Origin of the sequence: Chamaesiphon minutus PCC 6605, assembly GCF_000317145.1 — a bacterium.
In the GTDB taxonomy this organism is placed as follows: Bacteria; Cyanobacteriota; Cyanobacteriia; order Cyanobacteriales; family Chamaesiphonaceae; genus Chamaesiphon; species Chamaesiphon minutus.
The window spans coordinates 3,701,339-3,719,258 of the sequence record NC_019697.1 but is presented as its reverse complement, the minus strand read 5'-3'; the positions used below and the strand labels follow the sequence as shown (position 1 = coordinate 3,719,258).

General features: G+C 47.1%; 17 protein-coding genes and 1 riboswitch. Of the genes, 6 read left to right on the top strand and 11 right to left on the bottom strand.

Features of this window, described 5'->3' with window-relative positions:
• The first annotated feature begins 56 nt into the window (after positions 1-56).
• A riboswitch (TPP riboswitch) is annotated at positions 57-154 on the top strand.
• A gap of 8 nt (positions 155-162) precedes the next feature.
• Complete coding sequence (thiC, locus tag CHA6605_RS17030) at positions 163-1,542, top strand: phosphomethylpyrimidine synthase (RefSeq protein WP_015160650.1); 1,380 nt, start codon at positions 163-165, stop codon at positions 1,540-1,542.
• A gap of 390 nt (positions 1,543-1,932) precedes the next feature.
• Here the strand turns inward: thiC and CHA6605_RS17025 are convergent, their stop codons facing one another.
• The 5 genes from CHA6605_RS17025 to CHA6605_RS17005 form a co-directional block, all read right to left on the bottom strand.
• The gene (locus CHA6605_RS17025; protein ID WP_015160648.1) at positions 1,933-2,247 is read right to left on the bottom strand and encodes a type II toxin-antitoxin system RelE/ParE family toxin; all 315 of its coding nucleotides are present in this window, start codon (positions 2,245-2,247) and stop codon (positions 1,933-1,935) included.
• The gene (locus CHA6605_RS17020) at positions 2,244-2,558 is read right to left on the bottom strand and encodes a type II toxin-antitoxin system Phd/YefM family antitoxin (RefSeq protein ID WP_015160647.1); all 315 of its coding nucleotides are present in this window, start codon (positions 2,556-2,558) and stop codon (positions 2,244-2,246) included. Before CHA6605_RS17020 ends, CHA6605_RS17025 begins: the two co-directional genes overlap by 4 nt.
• A 179-nt stretch (positions 2,559-2,737) precedes the next feature.
• Positions 2,738-3,424, bottom strand: coding sequence for a hypothetical protein (locus tag CHA6605_RS31755; RefSeq protein WP_157260021.1), 687 nt, complete (start codon positions 3,422-3,424; stop codon positions 2,738-2,740).
• A gap of 338 nt (positions 3,425-3,762) precedes the next feature.
• Positions 3,763-4,446 (bottom strand): phytanoyl-CoA dioxygenase family protein, encoded by a 684-nt coding sequence (locus CHA6605_RS17010; protein ID WP_015160645.1) that lies wholly within the window; start codon positions 4,444-4,446, stop codon positions 3,763-3,765.
• A gap of 167 nt (positions 4,447-4,613) precedes the next feature.
• Complete coding sequence (locus CHA6605_RS17005) at positions 4,614-5,102, bottom strand: DinB family protein (protein WP_015160644.1); 489 nt, start codon at positions 5,100-5,102, stop codon at positions 4,614-4,616.
• Between the two features lie 294 nt (positions 5,103-5,396).
• Here CHA6605_RS17005 and CHA6605_RS17000 point away from each other — a divergent pair, with 294 nt between their 5' ends.
• On the top strand, positions 5,397-6,812 hold the full coding sequence (locus CHA6605_RS17000; protein ID WP_015160643.1) for a TldD/PmbA family protein: 1,416 nt from the start codon (positions 5,397-5,399) through the stop codon (positions 6,810-6,812).
• On the opposite strand, the gene CHA6605_RS16995 is transcribed toward CHA6605_RS17000, so the two are convergent.
• The 4 genes from CHA6605_RS16995 to CHA6605_RS16980 form a co-directional block, all read right to left on the bottom strand.
• Complete coding sequence (locus tag CHA6605_RS16995; RefSeq protein WP_015160642.1) at positions 6,809-7,366, bottom strand: ATP-dependent Clp protease proteolytic subunit; 558 nt, start codon at positions 7,364-7,366, stop codon at positions 6,809-6,811. The genes CHA6605_RS17000 and CHA6605_RS16995 overlap by 4 nt on opposite strands.
• Positions 7,367-7,771: 405 nt before the next feature.
• The gene (locus CHA6605_RS16990) at positions 7,772-8,401 is read right to left on the bottom strand and encodes a response regulator transcription factor (RefSeq protein ID WP_015160641.1); all 630 of its coding nucleotides are present in this window, start codon (positions 8,399-8,401) and stop codon (positions 7,772-7,774) included.
• Positions 8,401-8,964, bottom strand: a complete 564-nt coding sequence (locus CHA6605_RS16985; RefSeq protein WP_015160640.1) for a S1C family serine protease — start codon at positions 8,962-8,964, stop codon at positions 8,401-8,403. Before CHA6605_RS16985 ends, CHA6605_RS16990 begins: the two co-directional genes overlap by 1 nt.
• Before the next feature lie 170 nt (positions 8,965-9,134).
• The gene (locus CHA6605_RS16980; protein WP_015160639.1) at positions 9,135-10,229 is read right to left on the bottom strand and encodes a S1C family serine protease; all 1,095 of its coding nucleotides are present in this window, start codon (positions 10,227-10,229) and stop codon (positions 9,135-9,137) included.
• Between the two features lie 502 nt (positions 10,230-10,731).
• Between CHA6605_RS16980 and CHA6605_RS16975 the strand changes: the two genes are divergently transcribed.
• Entirely contained in the window at positions 10,732-11,556 is an 825-nt protein-coding gene (locus tag CHA6605_RS16975; protein ID WP_015160638.1) for an alpha/beta hydrolase, read from the top strand.
• 88 nt (positions 11,557-11,644) lie between these two features.
• Here CHA6605_RS16975 and CHA6605_RS16970 read toward each other — a convergent pair whose 3' ends face one another.
• Together CHA6605_RS16970 and CHA6605_RS16965 are read right to left on the bottom strand one after the other, a co-directional pair.
• A complete protein-coding gene (locus CHA6605_RS16970; RefSeq protein ID WP_015160637.1) occupies positions 11,645-12,937 on the bottom strand; it encodes a tetratricopeptide repeat protein in 1,293 nt (430 codons plus the stop codon).
• A gap of 113 nt (positions 12,938-13,050) precedes the next feature.
• Positions 13,051-13,665 carry a DUF3038 domain-containing protein gene (locus CHA6605_RS16965; protein WP_015160636.1) on the bottom strand — a complete coding sequence of 205 codons (615 nt, stop codon included), beginning with the start codon at positions 13,663-13,665 and terminating at the stop codon, positions 13,051-13,053.
• Between the two features lie 341 nt (positions 13,666-14,006).
• Between CHA6605_RS16965 and CHA6605_RS16960 the strand changes: the two genes are divergently transcribed.
• The 3 genes from CHA6605_RS16960 (at position 14,007) to CHA6605_RS16950 (ending at position 17,834) form a co-directional block, all read left to right on the top strand.
• Positions 14,007-14,519, top strand: a complete 513-nt coding sequence (locus tag CHA6605_RS16960) for an adenine phosphoribosyltransferase (RefSeq protein ID WP_015160635.1) — start codon at positions 14,007-14,009, stop codon at positions 14,517-14,519.
• 193 nt (positions 14,520-14,712) lie between these two features.
• On the top strand, positions 14,713-16,161 hold the full coding sequence (locus tag CHA6605_RS16955; protein ID WP_015160634.1) for a folate/biopterin family MFS transporter: 1,449 nt from the start codon (positions 14,713-14,715) through the stop codon (positions 16,159-16,161).
• A 191-nt stretch (positions 16,162-16,352) separates the two neighbouring features.
• Entirely contained in the window at positions 16,353-17,834 is a 1,482-nt protein-coding gene (locus CHA6605_RS16950) for a carotenoid oxygenase family protein (protein WP_015160633.1), read from the top strand.
• The last annotated feature ends 86 nt before the right edge of the window (positions 17,835-17,920 follow it).

Below are 17,920 nucleotides of genomic sequence, written 5' to 3'. Positions count from 1 at the left end.
TCGAGACAATTTGCAACGTCTCGACCCCAAACTCGATCGAAAATGTTAGGATCTACAGCTATAGCTAGGGGTGTCCGAAACCAGTCGGGCTGAGAACATACCCTTGCACCTGAGTCTGGGTAATGCCAGCGGAGGGAAGCTGTTTATGATAGGAAATTGAATATGCGTGCTGAATGGATTGCCAAACGTAGCGGACAAGCCAATGTGTCCCAGATGCACTATGCGCGTCAGGGAGTAGAAACCGAAGAAATGCAGCATGTCGCCAAGCGCGAAAACCTGCCCGTGGATCTGATCCGCGCGGAAGTCGCTCGCGGACGGATGATTATCCCTGCAAATACCAATCATCTCAATCTCGAACCGATGGCGATCGGGATTGCTTCTAAGTGTAAAGTGAATGCCAATATCGGTGCGTCGCCTAACTCTTCTAACATGCAAGAAGAAGTCGATAAACTGATCCTCGCTGTCAAATACGGTGCCGATACCGTGATGGATCTCTCCACTGGTGGCGGTAATTTAGATGAAATTCGGATCGAAATCATCAAAAATTCGCCCGTACCCATTGGTACCGTACCCATTTATCAGGCATTAGAAAGCGTCCACGGTAATGTCGAAAATCTCACTCCCAACGATTTTCTGCACATTATCGAAAAACATGCCCAGCAAGGGGTAGACTATCAAACCATCCACGCTGGCATTCTAATCGAACATTTACCGCTCGTTCGCAATCGGATTACAGGTATCGTCTCCCGTGGCGGTGGGATTTTAGCACGGTGGATGCTGCATCACCACAAGCAAAACCCCCTCTACACCCACTTCGACGACATCATCGAAATCTTCAAGAAATGCGATGTGTCATTTAGTTTGGGCGACTCCCTGCGTCCTGGTTGTACCCACGACGCATCTGACGAAGCGCAACTAGCCGAACTCAAAACCCTCGGTAACCTCACCCGTCGCGCCTGGGAACATGACATCCAAGTGATGGTAGAAGGCCCCGGACACGTTCCGATGGATCAAATCGAGTTCAACGTCAAAAAGCAGATGGAAGAGTGCTCTGAGGCTCCTTTCTACGTCTTAGGGCCACTTGTCACCGACATCGCACCCGGTTACGACCATATCACCTCCGCGATCGGCGCGGCAATGGCTGGCTGGTACGGTACCGCGATGCTCTGCTACGTGACGCCCAAAGAACACCTGGGCTTACCCAATGCTGAAGATGTCCGCAACGGTCTGATCGCCTACAAAATTGCCGCTCACGCTGCCGATATCGCCCGCAAACGTCCGGGGGCACGCGATCGCGATGACGAGCTGTCTACAGCGCGTTACAACTTCGATTGGAATCGTCAATTTGAACTTTCTCTCGACCCCGAACGGGCGAAGGAATATCACGACGAAACTCTCCCCGCAGACATCTACAAAACTGCCGAGTTCTGTTCGATGTGTGGGCCGAAGTTCTGTCCGATGCAAACTAAAGTCGATGCAGAAGCATTGACGGAATTAGAGAAGTTCTTAGCTAAAGAAAAAGAACCTTCGAGTATCGGTTAATTTAGTTTTAAGTAATGCCATATCCCCGACTTCTTGAAGAAGTCGGGATATTTTTGCATACAATTAATCTGCATGAATGCAATTAGCCTGTAGGGGCAGGTTTATGCAAGAAATGCTTGCGACCGTACATCAGGATCGAACAAACCCGCCCAACCCCACCAGCAACTGTCGATCGTCTTTTGCAATTTGTAGGCGAACAAACATGCGTGAATAATTAGTGAGGCGGGCGGGTTTGTTTAAGGTTATCTGTACATATAAAATACATAGCATAAACCCGCCCCTACAGATTGCGTGTAAAATATTAAGACGATTGAATCAGGTTTGAATGGCAAATTTAGACAAATGAATGCCATAATTTACCCAAAAGCCCAATCGTATTTAGTCTAGATCTCATTCTTCTCGCTCCAACCAAGATTGACTAGTATGACGAACATACAAAATAGAAACACGTCCCTTCTCAACCAAGAACAAAATTCGATATTGCCGACCTTTACCCACAAACAACTGACGAATATCTAGTTCAAACTCAGCCGCTTCTGGAGCTTGAGGCGCACGATTAGGAAACTTCTCCAAAGATCGAACGGCTACCATTAATTCGTCATACCACTGCTCGGCACGTTCTGGACTGAAATTATCCGCCATCCAACGATAAGCAGCTTCAATATTATCGAGTGCTTGCGGCAAAATTTCGACAGTGTAGTTCATGATTTAGGCTGTTGGAGCTTGCTCCTCAGTTCCTCTAGAGCTGGGATGGCTGCAACCGATTGTCCTTCGACTAGCTCGTCTAGTCCTTTTCTAATTCCAGCCGTTGTTTCGAGATACTCAATACGATCGAGTAGCTGCTGATAACCTTCAGCACTTTGGACGACTAGCTCGGATACGCCATTAATAGTGAGGACTAGTGGTGACTTTGTGTCTTTTAGTCGATCGATGAAGCTAGCAGTATTACGCTTGAAATTAGAAAGAGAGTTGATGTCTCGACTGATGTTGAGCATAAAATTTGCATCATATATCATGATTATATGATGCCATGGCGATCGGATCGATGTCAAATTCGATCGCTAAATCAAGTTTGAATAGAGAATTTTGAAGGATGTATGCCATGATTTACCCACACGATCGCATCTTCAGCACTAGTCATATCTGCTGGTATAGTATTCGTATTGAAAGGGCTGGCAGTGCCCTACTATTGCTACTACTGTAGTTGTTTTGCTTCAGGAGAGGGTAAATTATCGGGAGTTGCTTGGTTATCCGATTCATTAGATGTTGGATCGGAGTGCTCGGTTTTAAGAGATTCGATTTCCGCTTGGAGCGAGGATTGCTTCGTTTTAAGGGATTCAATTTCTGCTTGCATTGCAGTCTGTTGGGTTTTAAAAGATTCAATTTGTCGATTGAGTTCAGCCTGCCTGTTGTCTGTACTCAAGAGTCTTTCTCGCTCAGTATCAATATTATCCTTATAGCCAATTAATGTACCGATTGGAGTATGAGATACTATTAGAGATCTTAAAGAATCTTGAGTCGCTGCCAGTACAACACCTCCAATCAAACCTAGCGAGATAGCACCAAATATAAGCTGACTACTTCTACGCCATTTAGAGTAACGATAAAATCTTGACAGCAGGCTCATAGCAATCGGTGAGTCTGGTTGAATCTGTAAGCATTTTCGGGCTGCTGTTTGCAGATTTACTCCATCTGCTCGTTTATGCTTTAAGCACCACCGACCTAAATACGCTTCGCCTAGACATGAGATCGTGTCTAAACTAAATGGATTTAAAGGTATGCCTTTTTCTAGCTCTTCAATCGCATAGTCCCATTGGCGCAGCTTCATATAAGTATCAGCTCTAGTCAGATGTTCCTGAGAGACTCTCTGAATTTCTGCCATCTGCTCTTCGGTAATACCCAATTCGCTAACAATTCTGTCCAGTTCTTGGGGCGTCGGAATCCTCTGGCTTTGGCTAAATTTCGTAATTTGACTGATATAATCATCTATTGACCGATCTGATATGTGATGCATATTTAAGATTAAGTTTATTTATTTTATAAGCACTGTAACTAATTAATTCTATTCGATTTGTAAGCTCCTGTTTTTGTTATTAACTTGTAAATATTATAACGATCCTGAATGTAGCGGCGATAGGGGATATAATTGAGTATGCCCAAAAGCAGATTTAGTTTTCTTACTTCTGCTATAAATACCGGATTTTTGGAACTCGATCGATCCTAGTAATACCACTCTAGTCCGTTATCTAATTGACGATCGGCGTATTCAAGATGGACGATCCGACGATGACTTGGTAAGATGGCGATCGAGGATGAATGTAATAATAATGGACGCATTAGGAATATTCCCCCAGCTTGGCAATTGCAAGAAATCGCCCGATTGAGTTGCTTCCATTCGTTGATTTGTGGGGTAGTCAATTTGCCATGACGGTGAGAGCCAGGGATGACTTTTAACGCTCCATTCCACTCATCCGTGCGATCTAGGTGAATCCGTACCGTTAGCATTCGTTCTAAAATAGCTGTTGGCGGCTGAACGTGGGGAATGCCTTCTTTAATCGATCGGGGGTGATAATCTGGTAGATCGAGATGTTGTTTGACAGCAATGCTCAGATCTTGATGCCATGGTACTTTCCAGTTAGCATTCGGCTGTTTGTCAAAAAATATCCCCCTGACAACCCGTGTGGTATCGCCCAAAATTGGCTCTACTAGCGATCGAATCTCCTGGCTGTGTGCCAATTTGTTGACACTGGGGAGTAATTCCAACAGGTTTCTAATTCCTGCCCGACCTGATGTAAGATCGAGAGCGGTAATATCAGCAATGAGTAAGTCGATCGAGTGTGGATCGAGATATGAATCGATCGTCGTAAATCCGCGTTCTTCAATTTCCCGCAGGCGAATATCCATGTTCTAAGAGGATGTTTGGATGAGTCCAATTGCTCCGTTTGTAGTGGGTCAATCCCCCTAAATCCCCTTTAAAAAGGGGGACTTTAATCCTGTTCCCCCCTTAAAAAGGGGGTTAGGGGGGATTTTCTAGGGTGCACGAGTGCTACCCGATCCTTTCCAAACATACTCTAAACCTGAAACTCAGGCATTGCAGGTAAATCTGTCACGCCAGCATCGTAACCCATCTGGTTGAGGAGAGTGGTTAATTGGCCGCGATGGTGGGTTTGATGGTTGAACATGTGGGTAACCAGCAGCCAGTGTGGGAGCGTGCGCGTGAAGCCGGAACTGTTGGTATAGGTTAAATCCGCATTCAGCCAGTCTGGAGTTAAATTATTTGCCCATTCGATAATCCTTCGATCGAGTCGTTCCCGTTGTGCCCGTAACTCGCTAAAATCGCTATAGAGTTCTGCGTCGAGTTTGGCAGCAAATGGTTGTTGGGTAAATCTCCCCAACCAAATCAGGTCGGCGATCGCGATATGATTGAGAGTACCGTGGATCGACTTAAAAAAAGCCCCGCGATCTGACTTGCGATCGACCTCGGTAATATCGGCGCAGACAGCGTACAACTTCTGGTTCATCCACTGATTGTAATTTGAAATCGCTGTGTAATAATTCATCGGTCTTCGGCTGTCAAGTTTCGGGTTAGGTAGTTATCTTATTGTAAAAGCCTCATTAACGTAGCTGGACGCAAATGATTTATTAGATTTATTAGACAGAAATTACCTGAAACCTATGTGGTGGGCAGTGCCCACCCTACGATTAATCTGAAACTACAGATAACTTGTAGGGGTGCCCCTTGTGGGTACCCTGGGTCTACACTAAGCAATAGCATACCTAAACTGATGCAAGATGTAAGCCTAAAACCTAAACCCTAATCCCTAGCCCCTAACCCCTATCCCCTTCCCTCACCTATGCCTTCGATCGTTGTTGATAGCAAAAACCGCCTGACAGATTTAATTAAACGTTACCGCGATCGCGTAGATTATTTGGCGATCAGACTAGAAGAATCGGAAGGAACAGATATCCTGATCCGAGGCGATAAAGTCGAAACCCTGAGCGAAGATCTTGCCATTGGCGGACAAGTTCGCGCCTGTTATAAAGGTGGCTGGGGATTTGCCAGCTTCAATCGGCTAGAGACGCTCGCCGAAAGAATTGAAGAAGCGATCGCCGCTGCGCGCATTATTGGCGAAGATACAACAATCTTGGCACCGATCGAAATCATTCAAACTACCTGTAGTTTGCCCTTGACTGGTACCGATCCACGCGAGATTTCGATCGCGCGTAAAAAGGCGATGTGCGAGCATTACAATCGCATTCTCCAGACTACAGATCGGCGGATTGCGACGACTTCCGTCAGTTATGGCGATAGTGCGCAACATATCGTGTTAGCCACATCCGAAGGCACCCTGATCGAGCAGTCGTGGATAGATATGGAAATCCGCTTTGCTGCGACAGCCAGAGATGGAGATACCGTCCAAACCGGACGCGAAACCCTCGGTTCGCGCAAAGCTTATGAAGACACGATCGGACTCGATCGCCAGGTAGAAAGTGCCGCGCAACGGGCTGTAGCTGCCCTCTCGCTGCCGCCTGTCAAGGGCAATGCTTATACTGTGGTGATCGACCCCATTTTAACTGGATTGTTCGTTCACGAGGCATTTGGGCACCTTTCTGAAGCTGATTCGATTTATGAGAATCCCGATCTGCTGGAAACCATGACGATGGGACGGCGGTTCGGTTGTCAGGATTTACAAATCTTCGATGGAGCTGCACCAGAAGGACATCGGGGCAGCTACTTGTATGATGATGAGGGGACGCCAGCAACGACGACGCAATTGATTAAAGATGGCAAGCTGGTAGGGCGATTGCACTCGCGGGAGACGGCGGGACGATTGGACGAAGCCGCCACTGGCAATGCGCGCTGCTTAAATTATCATTATCCCCCGATCGTGCGGATGACGAATACGTGGATCGATCGCGGACATACGCCTGTAGCCGATTTGTTTGCGGGTATCAAAGAAGGCGTCTACGCACGCAACTGGTTGGGCGGGATGACTAATGGTGAGATGTTTACCTTTGGTGCGGGTGAGGCGTGGATGATTCGCAATGGCGAAATTGCCGAGCCAGTTCGGGATGTCACGCTGTCGGGAAATGTGTTCAAAACCCTAGCTGACATCGAAGGGATCGGCGACGATTTTTATTGGGATGAGTCAGGCGGCTGCGGTAAAGCTGGGCAAGGTGGCTTGGCGGTTGGCGTTGGTGGGCCGAGTTTGCGGATTCGCGACGTGGTTGTCGGCGGCGATATGGAGGATTTAGAAGACGAGGATTAGCGGATGCGATCGATCAGTCCGTAGGCTTGGGCTTCTGTGGCAGACAGGTATTCCCGCTTGGCAGTGTCTGCGGCGATTCTTTCGATCGATTGTCCCGTGGCTTGGGCGTACAATTCATACAAAACTTGCCTTTGTCTGAATACCGATCTAGCAGCAGATTCGATTTCTTGAGCCGTACCTTTGGTTAATGTCACCTCGTCAGCCTGCGCCAAGCGAATGCGCGCGTGCGACTGTGCCAAGCGATTGCCGGGACTACCGATCGCTAGAAGCAAAGAACCGATCGAGTCGGCAGTTCCGGTACAAATTGTATGTATTTCCGATCGCAAGCTTCGCATGGTGTCATAAATTGCCAATCCTGCTGCCACGCTTGTTTTTAGGGGCTGTACTGATACCGATTCGGTATTAATGTACAGTTGAATCGGTGTCTCTGGATCTTCTAGATCTAAACAAATCAATTGGGCGATCGACTCATTTGCAGCTTTGTCATCGATCGGCTGTCGCAGAAAGATGGTACGGGATTTTTGTGTCCAGCGATCTCGATCGAATGAATACATGGATTGCTCCCAGCGATCTAGCGGCGTAAATAGTTATCTCAATTCTGGGGAGGCTGAAGGCTACAATTAGTCCCCTATGCTTATGATAACGATCTGGCTGGTTATCGACAGTCATCTAGCAAAATCATTGTACTATTTCGGATTCTAGATTTTAGATTAGGAAAACCTTGCTAGATCGGGAATCTAACAACCTATCTATCGCCATTATTTTGCAGCTTGAGCTTAAATATAGTCATGTCACCAGCGATCGAGCTTAAAAGATTTATTCTATTTTTCAGTGTTTATATAATTATCAGTCTACTTATTTATCCAACGACTTCTTTGACTTCTCCAGCTTGGATATTGGCATTTTTTGTTTTACTACCTTTTACGGAATTTGTCTACTAAATTCAGGTTAGATGTCAGTTATAGCAAAACTAAACCCATCCGGATTCCCGCAGTCACAGCTTCGGTACGGGTAGAAACATTTAACTTCTGAAAAATAGATGAAATGTGAAATTTCACCGTATGGTCGGAAATATGTAAATTTTGAGCGATCGCTTTATTTCCCAACCCCAACCCAATCTGAACTAAGACCTCAATCTCACGGGGTGTCAAAATTGCTACGGGTTCGGTGGTGACTTTTTCTCGCAGCTCGAATAACTCGATCGCGCTAGGCGGCAGCACCAGCCACCCTCTGGCAATCGCGGCAATCGCGGCACCGAGTTCTAATTCGGTACTTGTATCGGGCAAGATTCCCCGCACGCCAGCCTGTATCGCTGCCTGAAAATCTCCCTCCCAATCGTAAAGCGCGATCGGGATATGTTCGGGCGATCGCGCCGCTTGCAGACGATTTAACTCATCCCAGACGGATGTTTGAGGTGAGTCGCCCAGATCGAGCAAGATGATGTCGGGTTGCCATCGATCGACTTCCTCCCCCAAAGTATCGAGATCTGCCGCTGTGCCAACAACTTTGAGTGTAGGATCGAGCGACAGTGCGCCAGACAATCCGGCACGAGACACCGCCGCAGTAGCTACAACCAATACCCGAATCATCAGGCTACTCCGCGTGAGTGACGATCGAGATCGAGCATTGCTGCTACTTTGGTAATCGGGATCGCGATCGCCAAACCATCGACAATCATTGTATTAATCCCGATAACTCTTCCCAAACAGTCGGCTAAAGGGCCACCAGAATTGCCGGGATAAAGTTGGATATCGGCCACGATCGCTCCTGGTTGGCTGGCGTACAGCGTCCCGGTGGTGACTGCACCGCGATCGCTTAGGGGGTTGCCAACGGCTACTACTAGTTCGCCGACGCGCAATCTCTCGATGTCGGCGATTTCGGCTGCTGTGAGATTAGTTGTATCGATTTGCAGTGCGGCGAGATCTTGTTGGGGGTCGAAGTGGGTGCGAATAGCAGGAAACGATCGTCCGTCGGGTAGTTCGACGATCGATCTGGCTCTAGTTGCGACATGGGCGTTGGTGATGATTAAACCGTCCGATCGCCAAATGGTGCCTGTGCCGATGCTGAGGTTACCGATGCGGATTTTGACGGTAATCGATCGTAGTTGGTGTGCCAGTGCGGCTAGTTGGGTGTCTACTTCAGTAATAGCCATTAATTCTGGAATGTGACTAATTGTGCTTAGTATTTTGGTCAACGAGCGATACCTGTACTAGTGGGGTTTTCTGGTGGGGACAGAACCCGGATCTGGGGGTGCCGACCCCCAGACCCCCCGTTGAGGGGCGGGACGCGTCTCCCCGTCCCCTCGTCCCCCCGTTCCCTCATCTACCGTTCGCCAATCTCGATCGATAGTTCGACTAGCGTACCGCCTCGGATGATGCTGATGTTTACTTGTTGTCCGACGCGATCGCCGCGATTCAGGAAGGCGCGGACATCGCTGGGATCGGCTATGGGTGTGCCCTCCCAACGGATTAAGATATCGCCTAATAGTAAACCACCTTTCTCGGCTGGGCTGTGGGGTTCGACGTTGATGAGGATGACCCCAGTTGGCATGTTTAAATTGAGCGAGCTAGTTAGTTGTGGGGATAGGCGGACTGGCTGCATTCCCACGCCTAGATAGCCTCGCGCGATGCGTCCTTTGGCGACTAGTTGGGAGACGACTCGATCGATCGTTTCGGCTGGAATTGTCAATGCGGTACCGCGTTTCCCAGTGGTATTCATGCCCACGATCCGTCCGCCTGCATCGACTAATGCACCCCCCGCAAATCCCCTGTAGAGGGTTAAATCGGGGCGGATATAGCGATCGATCGTCCCGCCGCTCATACTCTGCCAAGAGTCGCCCAGCACGCTCACCGTGCCCAGTGAAGCGCGGATATCGCCTTCGGGGCTTCTAGCTAACCCCAGGACTAGATGACCGACTTTTAAGTTAGCTGTATCGCCGACGGTGGCTACAGGCAGGCTATCGGCGTCTGCAAGTGTAAATACGGCAATATCTGTAGAGGGATCGCGACCCAGAAGGACGATCGGTGTGGCTTTGCCGCTAGCACTGACGAGCATTAAATCGTCATGGCTTTTGAGAGATTCATCGGAAGTAACCACTATGCCTTTGCGCCAGTGGATGCCGCTAGGAGAAAATCGCCGTCCGGTCTCGATCGCGACAATCGCCGTTCCGGCTGCGGCGACGGTATCGGCTAAACTATTAGATAATTCCAGTAATGAAGACATGTTCTTTGCTCTGCGTCTGGCTTGAATGTTTTCATTGTGCCGCGAGATCGAGTCTGACAGTACTAGAATGATGGGGGGAATTTCACCTAGCAAAATGGCTAGGATTGGAAAGGTATTGTTGTAATCTCGATCGATTATGAGTTGATATGGGTCTGTAGGGGCGGGTTGACTCACATCTTGCACCAGTTCAAGCATACTATTTCTAAGCAGCGGAAATGAGGGTACCGTTTCTTTCTCCCAGTCTCCGAGTGTAGAACCAGGGTACCCACAAGCGACGCAGCTCCCTTCGGGAAGGCTCCGCCAACGAACGGGAGGTTGTCTTGTCTTGACGCACACAACCTGGAGGAAACCTCCAGGTCGATGCGTCGCTGATGCGCTATCCCGGCGGGAAACAAAGGCGTGCGCGCATCGCTCCCTCCCGTTTGTGTGCGTCAGCGGCTCGCAGCCGGGAGGTTTCCTCCCGGATTATGCGAGACAAGACAAGACAGGGGCACCCCTACAGATTAATTGCGTAGGGGTGCCCCTTGTGGGTACCCGACTAGTCTTTCCGTATTGGTGCAAGATGTGAGTTGATGCTATTTAATATTGATTGTACTGTTGGATACAAAACAAAACCCGTTCTCTCCAAGCAGGATCGATCGCGGTCTAAAAATCGGGCATCATCAACATAATCCGATCGAACTTGCTCTAAATATTTATGCGCCAATTTCCATTTCACAAACTACTCGTTGGTGACTTTAGCTGGCAAAAATTGGGGCAATTGCTATTATTTGTTTATGTATGCTTTACGCTAATTATCTTTGTTCGAGCCGATAGCATGATTTTTTTGCCGCAGCCTGCTAGTTACATAGATACCAAGGATATTATCAAATTGCCGATCGCTAAAACAGAACAGATTTCAGCAATATATTTACCCAATCCTCAAGCTAAATATACCTTACTTTACATTCATGGCAATGCCGAAGATCTGGGCGATATTCGTTCGCAATTAGAGCGTTTACATAGCTGGGGATTTAGCGTGTTTGCCTATGACTATCGCGGTTACGGTACCAGTAGCGGCAAACCTAGCGAAAGTAATGCTTATGAAGATGCCGATGCTGCATATACTTATCTAACCGGACAGATCGAAATACCAGCTAGTCAGATTATTATCTATGGTCGATCTGTCGGTGGCGGTTCGGCAACTGAATTAGCCGCTAATAATACAGTTGGGGGCTTAATTTTAGAGAGCACATTTACATCCGCCTTTCGAGTCGTCGTCCCTTTTCCCTTATTACCATTCGATAAGTTTACTAATCTCGATAAGATCTCAAAAGTTCGCTGTCCCGTGTTAGTAATGCACGGACAATCTGATGAAATAATCCCCTTTGACCACGGTCGATCGCTTTACAAAGCTGCCCCACAACCTAAAATGTATCTGTGGATAGCAAATGCCGGACACAATGATTTTACCGATGTTGCGGGTGCCCGCCATCAACAAGCTCTTTTATCCTTTCAACAACTTATCGAAACACATAGATAATACCTGAAACTTAGCTGTTGGGCACTACCCAACCCACACACTATTTTATAATTAATTACGATCGCCTACTTGTCGATCGATGTTGCGTTTACAATCCATTTTCTAGATTAGAGATTACCCGTTGCAAATACCAATCTTCTGGATTTCCTGGATGCTCTTCTTTAAGCCTATCGATCAGTCGTTGCGCAATCGCCCAGTGACCGCTGACTAAGATATATAAGCGTTGGCGAAGTGCTTCATTTCCTGGCGAGTTAGAAGGAGCTGTAGTTGGTGGTGGCGTTGCTTTGGGTGCGGAACGTTGGAGCTTTTGTAAATTCTTGAGTGTGTCTTGATATTTAGTCAGATCTTGACGTTCTAAATAGATATTTGCAGCTAATTGATAGTCGTCGATCGCCTGGTTTAATTCTTCTATTTTGATGTATGTTTGCGCTCGATATAGATAAGCTAAAGGTTCTTGAGAATCGATCGCGATCGCTTGGGTAAAATCGCCGATCGCCGTGGTATATTCCTGTAGATTGACCCGTGCATTGCCGCGTGCTAAATAGATAAATACATCGCCTGGTTCGATTGTTAAAGCGCGATTGAAATCCAAAATCGCGCCCTGATAATCGCCCATGCGATCGCGTAATTTGCCGCGCCCGCGATAAGCGACATGGGAGTTAGGATCGAGTTTTATTGCTTGATTAAAATCTGCTAAAGCTGCCGAACGATCGCCGCGTTTGGTATATAATGCACCACGACAGGCATACGCCCAGGCATCATTCGGACTAGTTTGAATCGCCCAATTAGCATTATCGATCGCGCCTTGAAGCTCGCCGCGTTCGCCTTGTTCTAATAGTTGGGCATAAAACTGTTCGGGAGTGGTTAACGGGGGTCTAGATATCGGCTTTGGGACGATTGGAGCCTCGAATTGTTTGGGTTGTAACGATCGCGCTAGCTCCAGACATCGCTGACTATTAATCGGATCTTGTTGAGTTAAATATAAATTTGCGGCTACCTTATAAGCAGAAATCGCCTCTGGATATTTGGCTAGCTTTTTGCACACCAACCCTTTGAGCTGATATGCTGGCGCGTAATCTCGACCGAAGAGGATTGCTCGATCGATATCTTCCATCGCGCCAGGAAAATTCTTCAGCGTCAATCTGGCTAGAGCGCGAGCATAAGAGCAATCGCGATGCTGCGAATCGATTGCCAATGCCTGTGTATAGTCAGAAACCGCCGTTAAAACCTCGCCCAGATCGAAATAGGCTAAACCTCGCCGATAGTAAAGTTCAGCCCATTCTGGCGCAGAAATCAAAGCCAACTCGAAATCCGCAATCGCCCCACGGTAATCTCCCGCTTTAGCTTTAGCTAATCCTTGCTGATAATATTCTTGTGTCATATCGATTGGGGATTGGGGATTTTAAACTAAGTTGCTGGTAATCGATCGATCGCCCCAGCTCTTGAATTTTAATCTAAAATCCGCAATCCGCAATCCGCAATCCACAATCGACTTTACTTCACTTCTCCATCAAATAGACTCATCCACAACCGCTGCGTACCCAACGTACCAGTGCAAAACAATAGCTTAGTCAGCAACGAAATTGCCAACTCATTTAACTTATCATCCTCTTGATAAATACTCACCTTCGCGCGGCGAGGATTCATTCTACTGCGAAAATGGGCGCGGAAGCGGTCTAAATATTCCGAAAGGCGGAAATTGTATTCAGGGGGAATTTGCTTGTCGCTAAGCTGCTGCTCGGCTTGGAGGAGTTGACGAATGGGAACGGCCAGACGACTGGCTAATCTACACGAGATCGCACTGAGAGCTTTGGCTTCTTTAATCGATAGGATGCGCCGCGTGTGGGCGCGCCGCATCGGATTTGTCGAGCGCATCCGCCACAGGACGATGCGATTTTTGATAATTTCGCTCAGGTTTAACTCTTTGGCAAGTTGTAACATTTGTTCCGAACTGCCTGACTCGATCGCTTCGATCGCGAGTAAAATCAAATCGAGTTCGACTTTGGTGCGGCGCGGACAAGCGTCTCCAACGATACCGGGGTGGGGTAAGCTTTCGATAATTCCCATGAGGGATTCGGACATGGGGCCATTGATCAGCGATGCAGTCATATTACAAGGATCGATCGACTAGTATAGATGCGGTAGAAATTATTAGAGATCTAGACTCAATTCCATGGCAAAATTGTTGCACTCGATCTTGAATTCTTGGTTTCGATCGTCAACATCAGCATACCCGAATTTTAGAGCTTAACCACATTGCTGTAACTCAATTCGATCGAAACCCGATCTTCGGCGTTGCTGTTGGCCATTATCTCACTTCGATTTTAATTTGATTTAACCTCTAAATCGTCGCTCCTATAGCCTCTGCTGTACCCAAACGCAATTGACAATTAACCCCTAACCATCGACGATCGATTCTTATTCACCCTTAACCCATCCCGATCGGTATTATGGATTTAAAAGCTCTCATTCGTGACATTCCTGACTTTCCCAAACCTGGAATCTTATTTCGCGACATTACTACGCTCCTAAGCGATCCCGCTGGATTAAAATACTCGATCGATACCTTAGCCGCTAAAGTTGTAGATCTACAACCTCAGTACATCGTTGGGATGGAATCGCGGGGCTTTATCTTTGGTGCAGCACTAGCTTACAAATTAGGGATCGGTTTTATCCCCGTCCGCAAACCAGGCAAATTACCCGCTGACGTTCATTGTGTGGAATACGCACTGGAATATGGAACGGACAAACTAGAAATTCACAAAGATGCTGTAGCTCCTGATGGTCGAATTTTAATCGTCGATGACTTAATTGCTACTGGTGGCACAGCCGCAGCTACAGCCAAGTTATTGCAAGAAATTGGTGCTAATTTAGTCGGTTGCGCCTTTGTCATCGAATTGGATGCTCTCAATGGTCGCTCTCTGTTGCCAGATGTACCAATTATCTCATTGGTTCATTATTGAGTAGGGATTAGGCTTTAGGCTTTAGGCTTTAGGCTTTAGGCTTTATGCAAAATACTCTAGTTGCTTGCTCCCCTCTCCCCCAATCCCCAATCCCCAATCCCCAATCTCGAACCCTCAATCCCCAATCTCGCCAATCCCCAATCGTAAAGATGAGTTAACATAGAGCTTAGATATCGCGTAACATTTATTAATAATGCTGACCGAGCGTTCTGAGTCACCAGAAATAGATCCTCAAAATTCCTTCTTTACCAAGATACTATTCGGACATCAACCGAGTCCCGAATTACTGGCAATCTTGATGGTATATGCCGTTCAGGGCATTCTGGGCATCTCCCGACTGGCGGTAAGCTTTTTTCTTAAAGACGAACTAGCACTATCGCCTGCCGAAGTCGCTGCGCTGATGGGGATAGCTGCTTTGCCGTGGGTAATTAAGCCTGTCTTCGGATTTATTTCCGATGGTTTGCCAATTTTTGGTTATAGGCGACGTCCATACCTGATTTTATCGGGTTTGTTGGGCGTGGGTGCTTGGTTGAGCTTGGCAACGCTGGTACATACCGCTACTACTGCAACAATTGCGATCGCGATTACTTCTTTATCGGTAGCATTTAGCGATGTAATTGTTGATTCCCTAATTGTCGAACGTGCCAGGAATGAATCGGTAGCCAAAGCGGGTTCTTTACAATCGCTATGTTGGGGTGCGTCGGCATTAGGTGGACTGCTGACAGCCTATTTTAGCGGTCAACTCCTCGAGCACTTTAATACCCGCACGGTATTTGAGTTTACGGCGGCATTTCCGTTGCTGGTTTCGGCAGCAGCATTGTGGATTGCCGAGGAACCCATTACCCCCGCCGATGGCGAACGCAATACAATAGTTAAAGAGCAGATGCAGCAATTGTGGCAAGCCTTGACTCAGAAAGTCATCTGGATGCCCACACTATTTCTGTTTCTGTGGCAATCTACACCGACGGCGGATTCGGCATTTTTCTACTTCAGTACCAATGAATTGGGATTTACACCAGAATTTCTAGGTAGGGTGCGATTAGTCACTAGTTTGGCCTCACTACTGGGCGTGTGGTTATTTCAACGCTTTTTAAAAACCATCCCGTTTCGGCAAATTTTTATCTGGACGACATTATTCTCATCTCTACTCGGTTTGACAGCACTATTATTAGTGACTCATACGAATAGGACATTAGGAATCGACGACCATTGGTTTGCTCTTGGGGATAGTTTGGTGCTGACGGTAATGGGTCAATTGACATTCATGCCAGTGCTAGTTTTGGCAGCGAGATTGTGTCCGCCCGGAATCGAAGCTACTTTATTTGCGCTACTGATGTCGGTAATAAATTTATCGGGTTTAGTATCTAAAGAAGGTGGTGCAATTCTCACTCACTTACTCGGAGTAAACGAACATAATTTTGATAAGTTATGGTTGTTGGTTTTAATTGCCAATCTCGTTAGTCTGTTGCCATTAATATTTATTAATTTATTACCAAATGAAGACCCACCAGAAATAGTCACTACTCACCAATCGATCCCACCTGCTAGTGCAATCGAGCATCAACAAACGGGCATTGTTGGTAACCAATCTTTTCTCCCCGATATGTTGCCAGAAATCCTCGAAACTAATGCAGAAGGTTGAGGTTGAAGTTACTGTGGAGATCTACCCAATCTGACCTGCGGGCATCTCGCTCAGACGGGGAACTTTCACTCGATCGCCCTTTTTGCCAAGGGAAGAGAACAAGAGCCAAACAGTCCCCTCTTTGCAAGGATATTGGGGGGTAACGCAAACCCAACCAAAGTTAATTTCTCTTTCCTCACACACATATATATATGCAAACTAAATCTACCGAACTCCCATATGACATTACACAATGGAGACAAGGATATCGATCGCAACCTCAAGAATATGACTATCAAATTACCGAAATTGATGGACAAATCCCACCCGAATTAACGGGGACATTATTCCGGAATGGGCCGGGATTATTCGATATTAATGAGGATGCAGTTCGTCATCCATTCGACGGCGATGGGATGATTTGTCGAATTACATTTAAGGATGGCAAAGCCCACTTTCTCAATCGTTTTGTCCAAACTGAAGCCTACGTTGCCGAAAAAGCTGCCGGAAAATTTCTCTATCGCGGTGTGTTTGGTACTCAAAAAGCTGGCGGTTGGTTGAGTAATGCTTTTGATGTCAATCTCAAGAACATTGCCAATACTCAAGTCGTTTATTGGGGTGGTAAATTACTCGCGCTGTGGGAAGCTGCCGAACCCCACCGCCTCGATCCCAAAACTTTAAATACATTAGGTATTGAGTATCTAAATAACACCCTCAAACCAGGTGACCCTTTTGCCGCTCATCCATTATTCGATCCCAAACAAAACCGCATGGTCAACTTTGGATTGAAGGCTGGCAAATTCGACACCACTGGACTCCTGACGGGAATTACGATCTACGAATTAGATCTCGATGGTAAAGTCGTCAAAGAACATTCCCACACAATTCCTGGATTTGCATTCATTCACGATTTTGCGATTACGCCTAACTATTGTATCTTCTTCCAAAATCCGGTCGGCTTCAACCCCTTCCCGTTCTTATTTGGCTTAAAAGGTGCGGGTGAATGTGTCAAATTCCAACCCGAAAAACCCACCAAGATTATTATCATTCCTCGCAATTCCCACAGCGGTGAGAAAGTCCAAATGCTGGAAACAAAATCGGGATTTGTCTTCCACCATGCCAATGCCTTCGAGCACGATGGTAAGATCTCGATCGATTCGATCGCATATGCTACTTTCCCCGAAATTGAAGAGGGCAAAGATTTTCGCGATACTAATTTTAGTTCGCTTTCACCAGGACAACTCTGGCGATTTGAAATGGATCTCCAAACTCGTCAGGTAGAGAGCACCCTAGTCGAACCCCGCTGCTGCGAATTTCCTACCATCAATCCCGCTAATGTCGGCTATCCCTATCGCTATGTCTACATGGGTGCCGCGCAAACCTGTAATGGTAACGCGCCACTCCAAAGCATCCTCAAATTAGATCGCGAAACTGGCGAGCAGCAATTGTGGACGGCAGCACCAACTGGGTATGTCAACGAACCCGTCTTTGTACCGCGTCCTGGTGGCACCCAAGAGGACGATGGCTGGCTGATTGCGATGATTTATGATGGTGCAAAGGATCGATCGGCTGTGGTCGTTTTAGACGCCGCAGATCTCACCAAGGGAGCTGTCGCTACTCTACATCTGACTCACCACATTCCTTATGGATTGCATGGCAGTTGGACGGATGAGATCTTTATCGATTCGCTGTAGGATCGAGCCGTAGATAGGGAAGAAGGTTTACTAAGGATTTACCTATATTCCCTTTCTACTTAAAATTGAAAAGGAGAAAACTATGA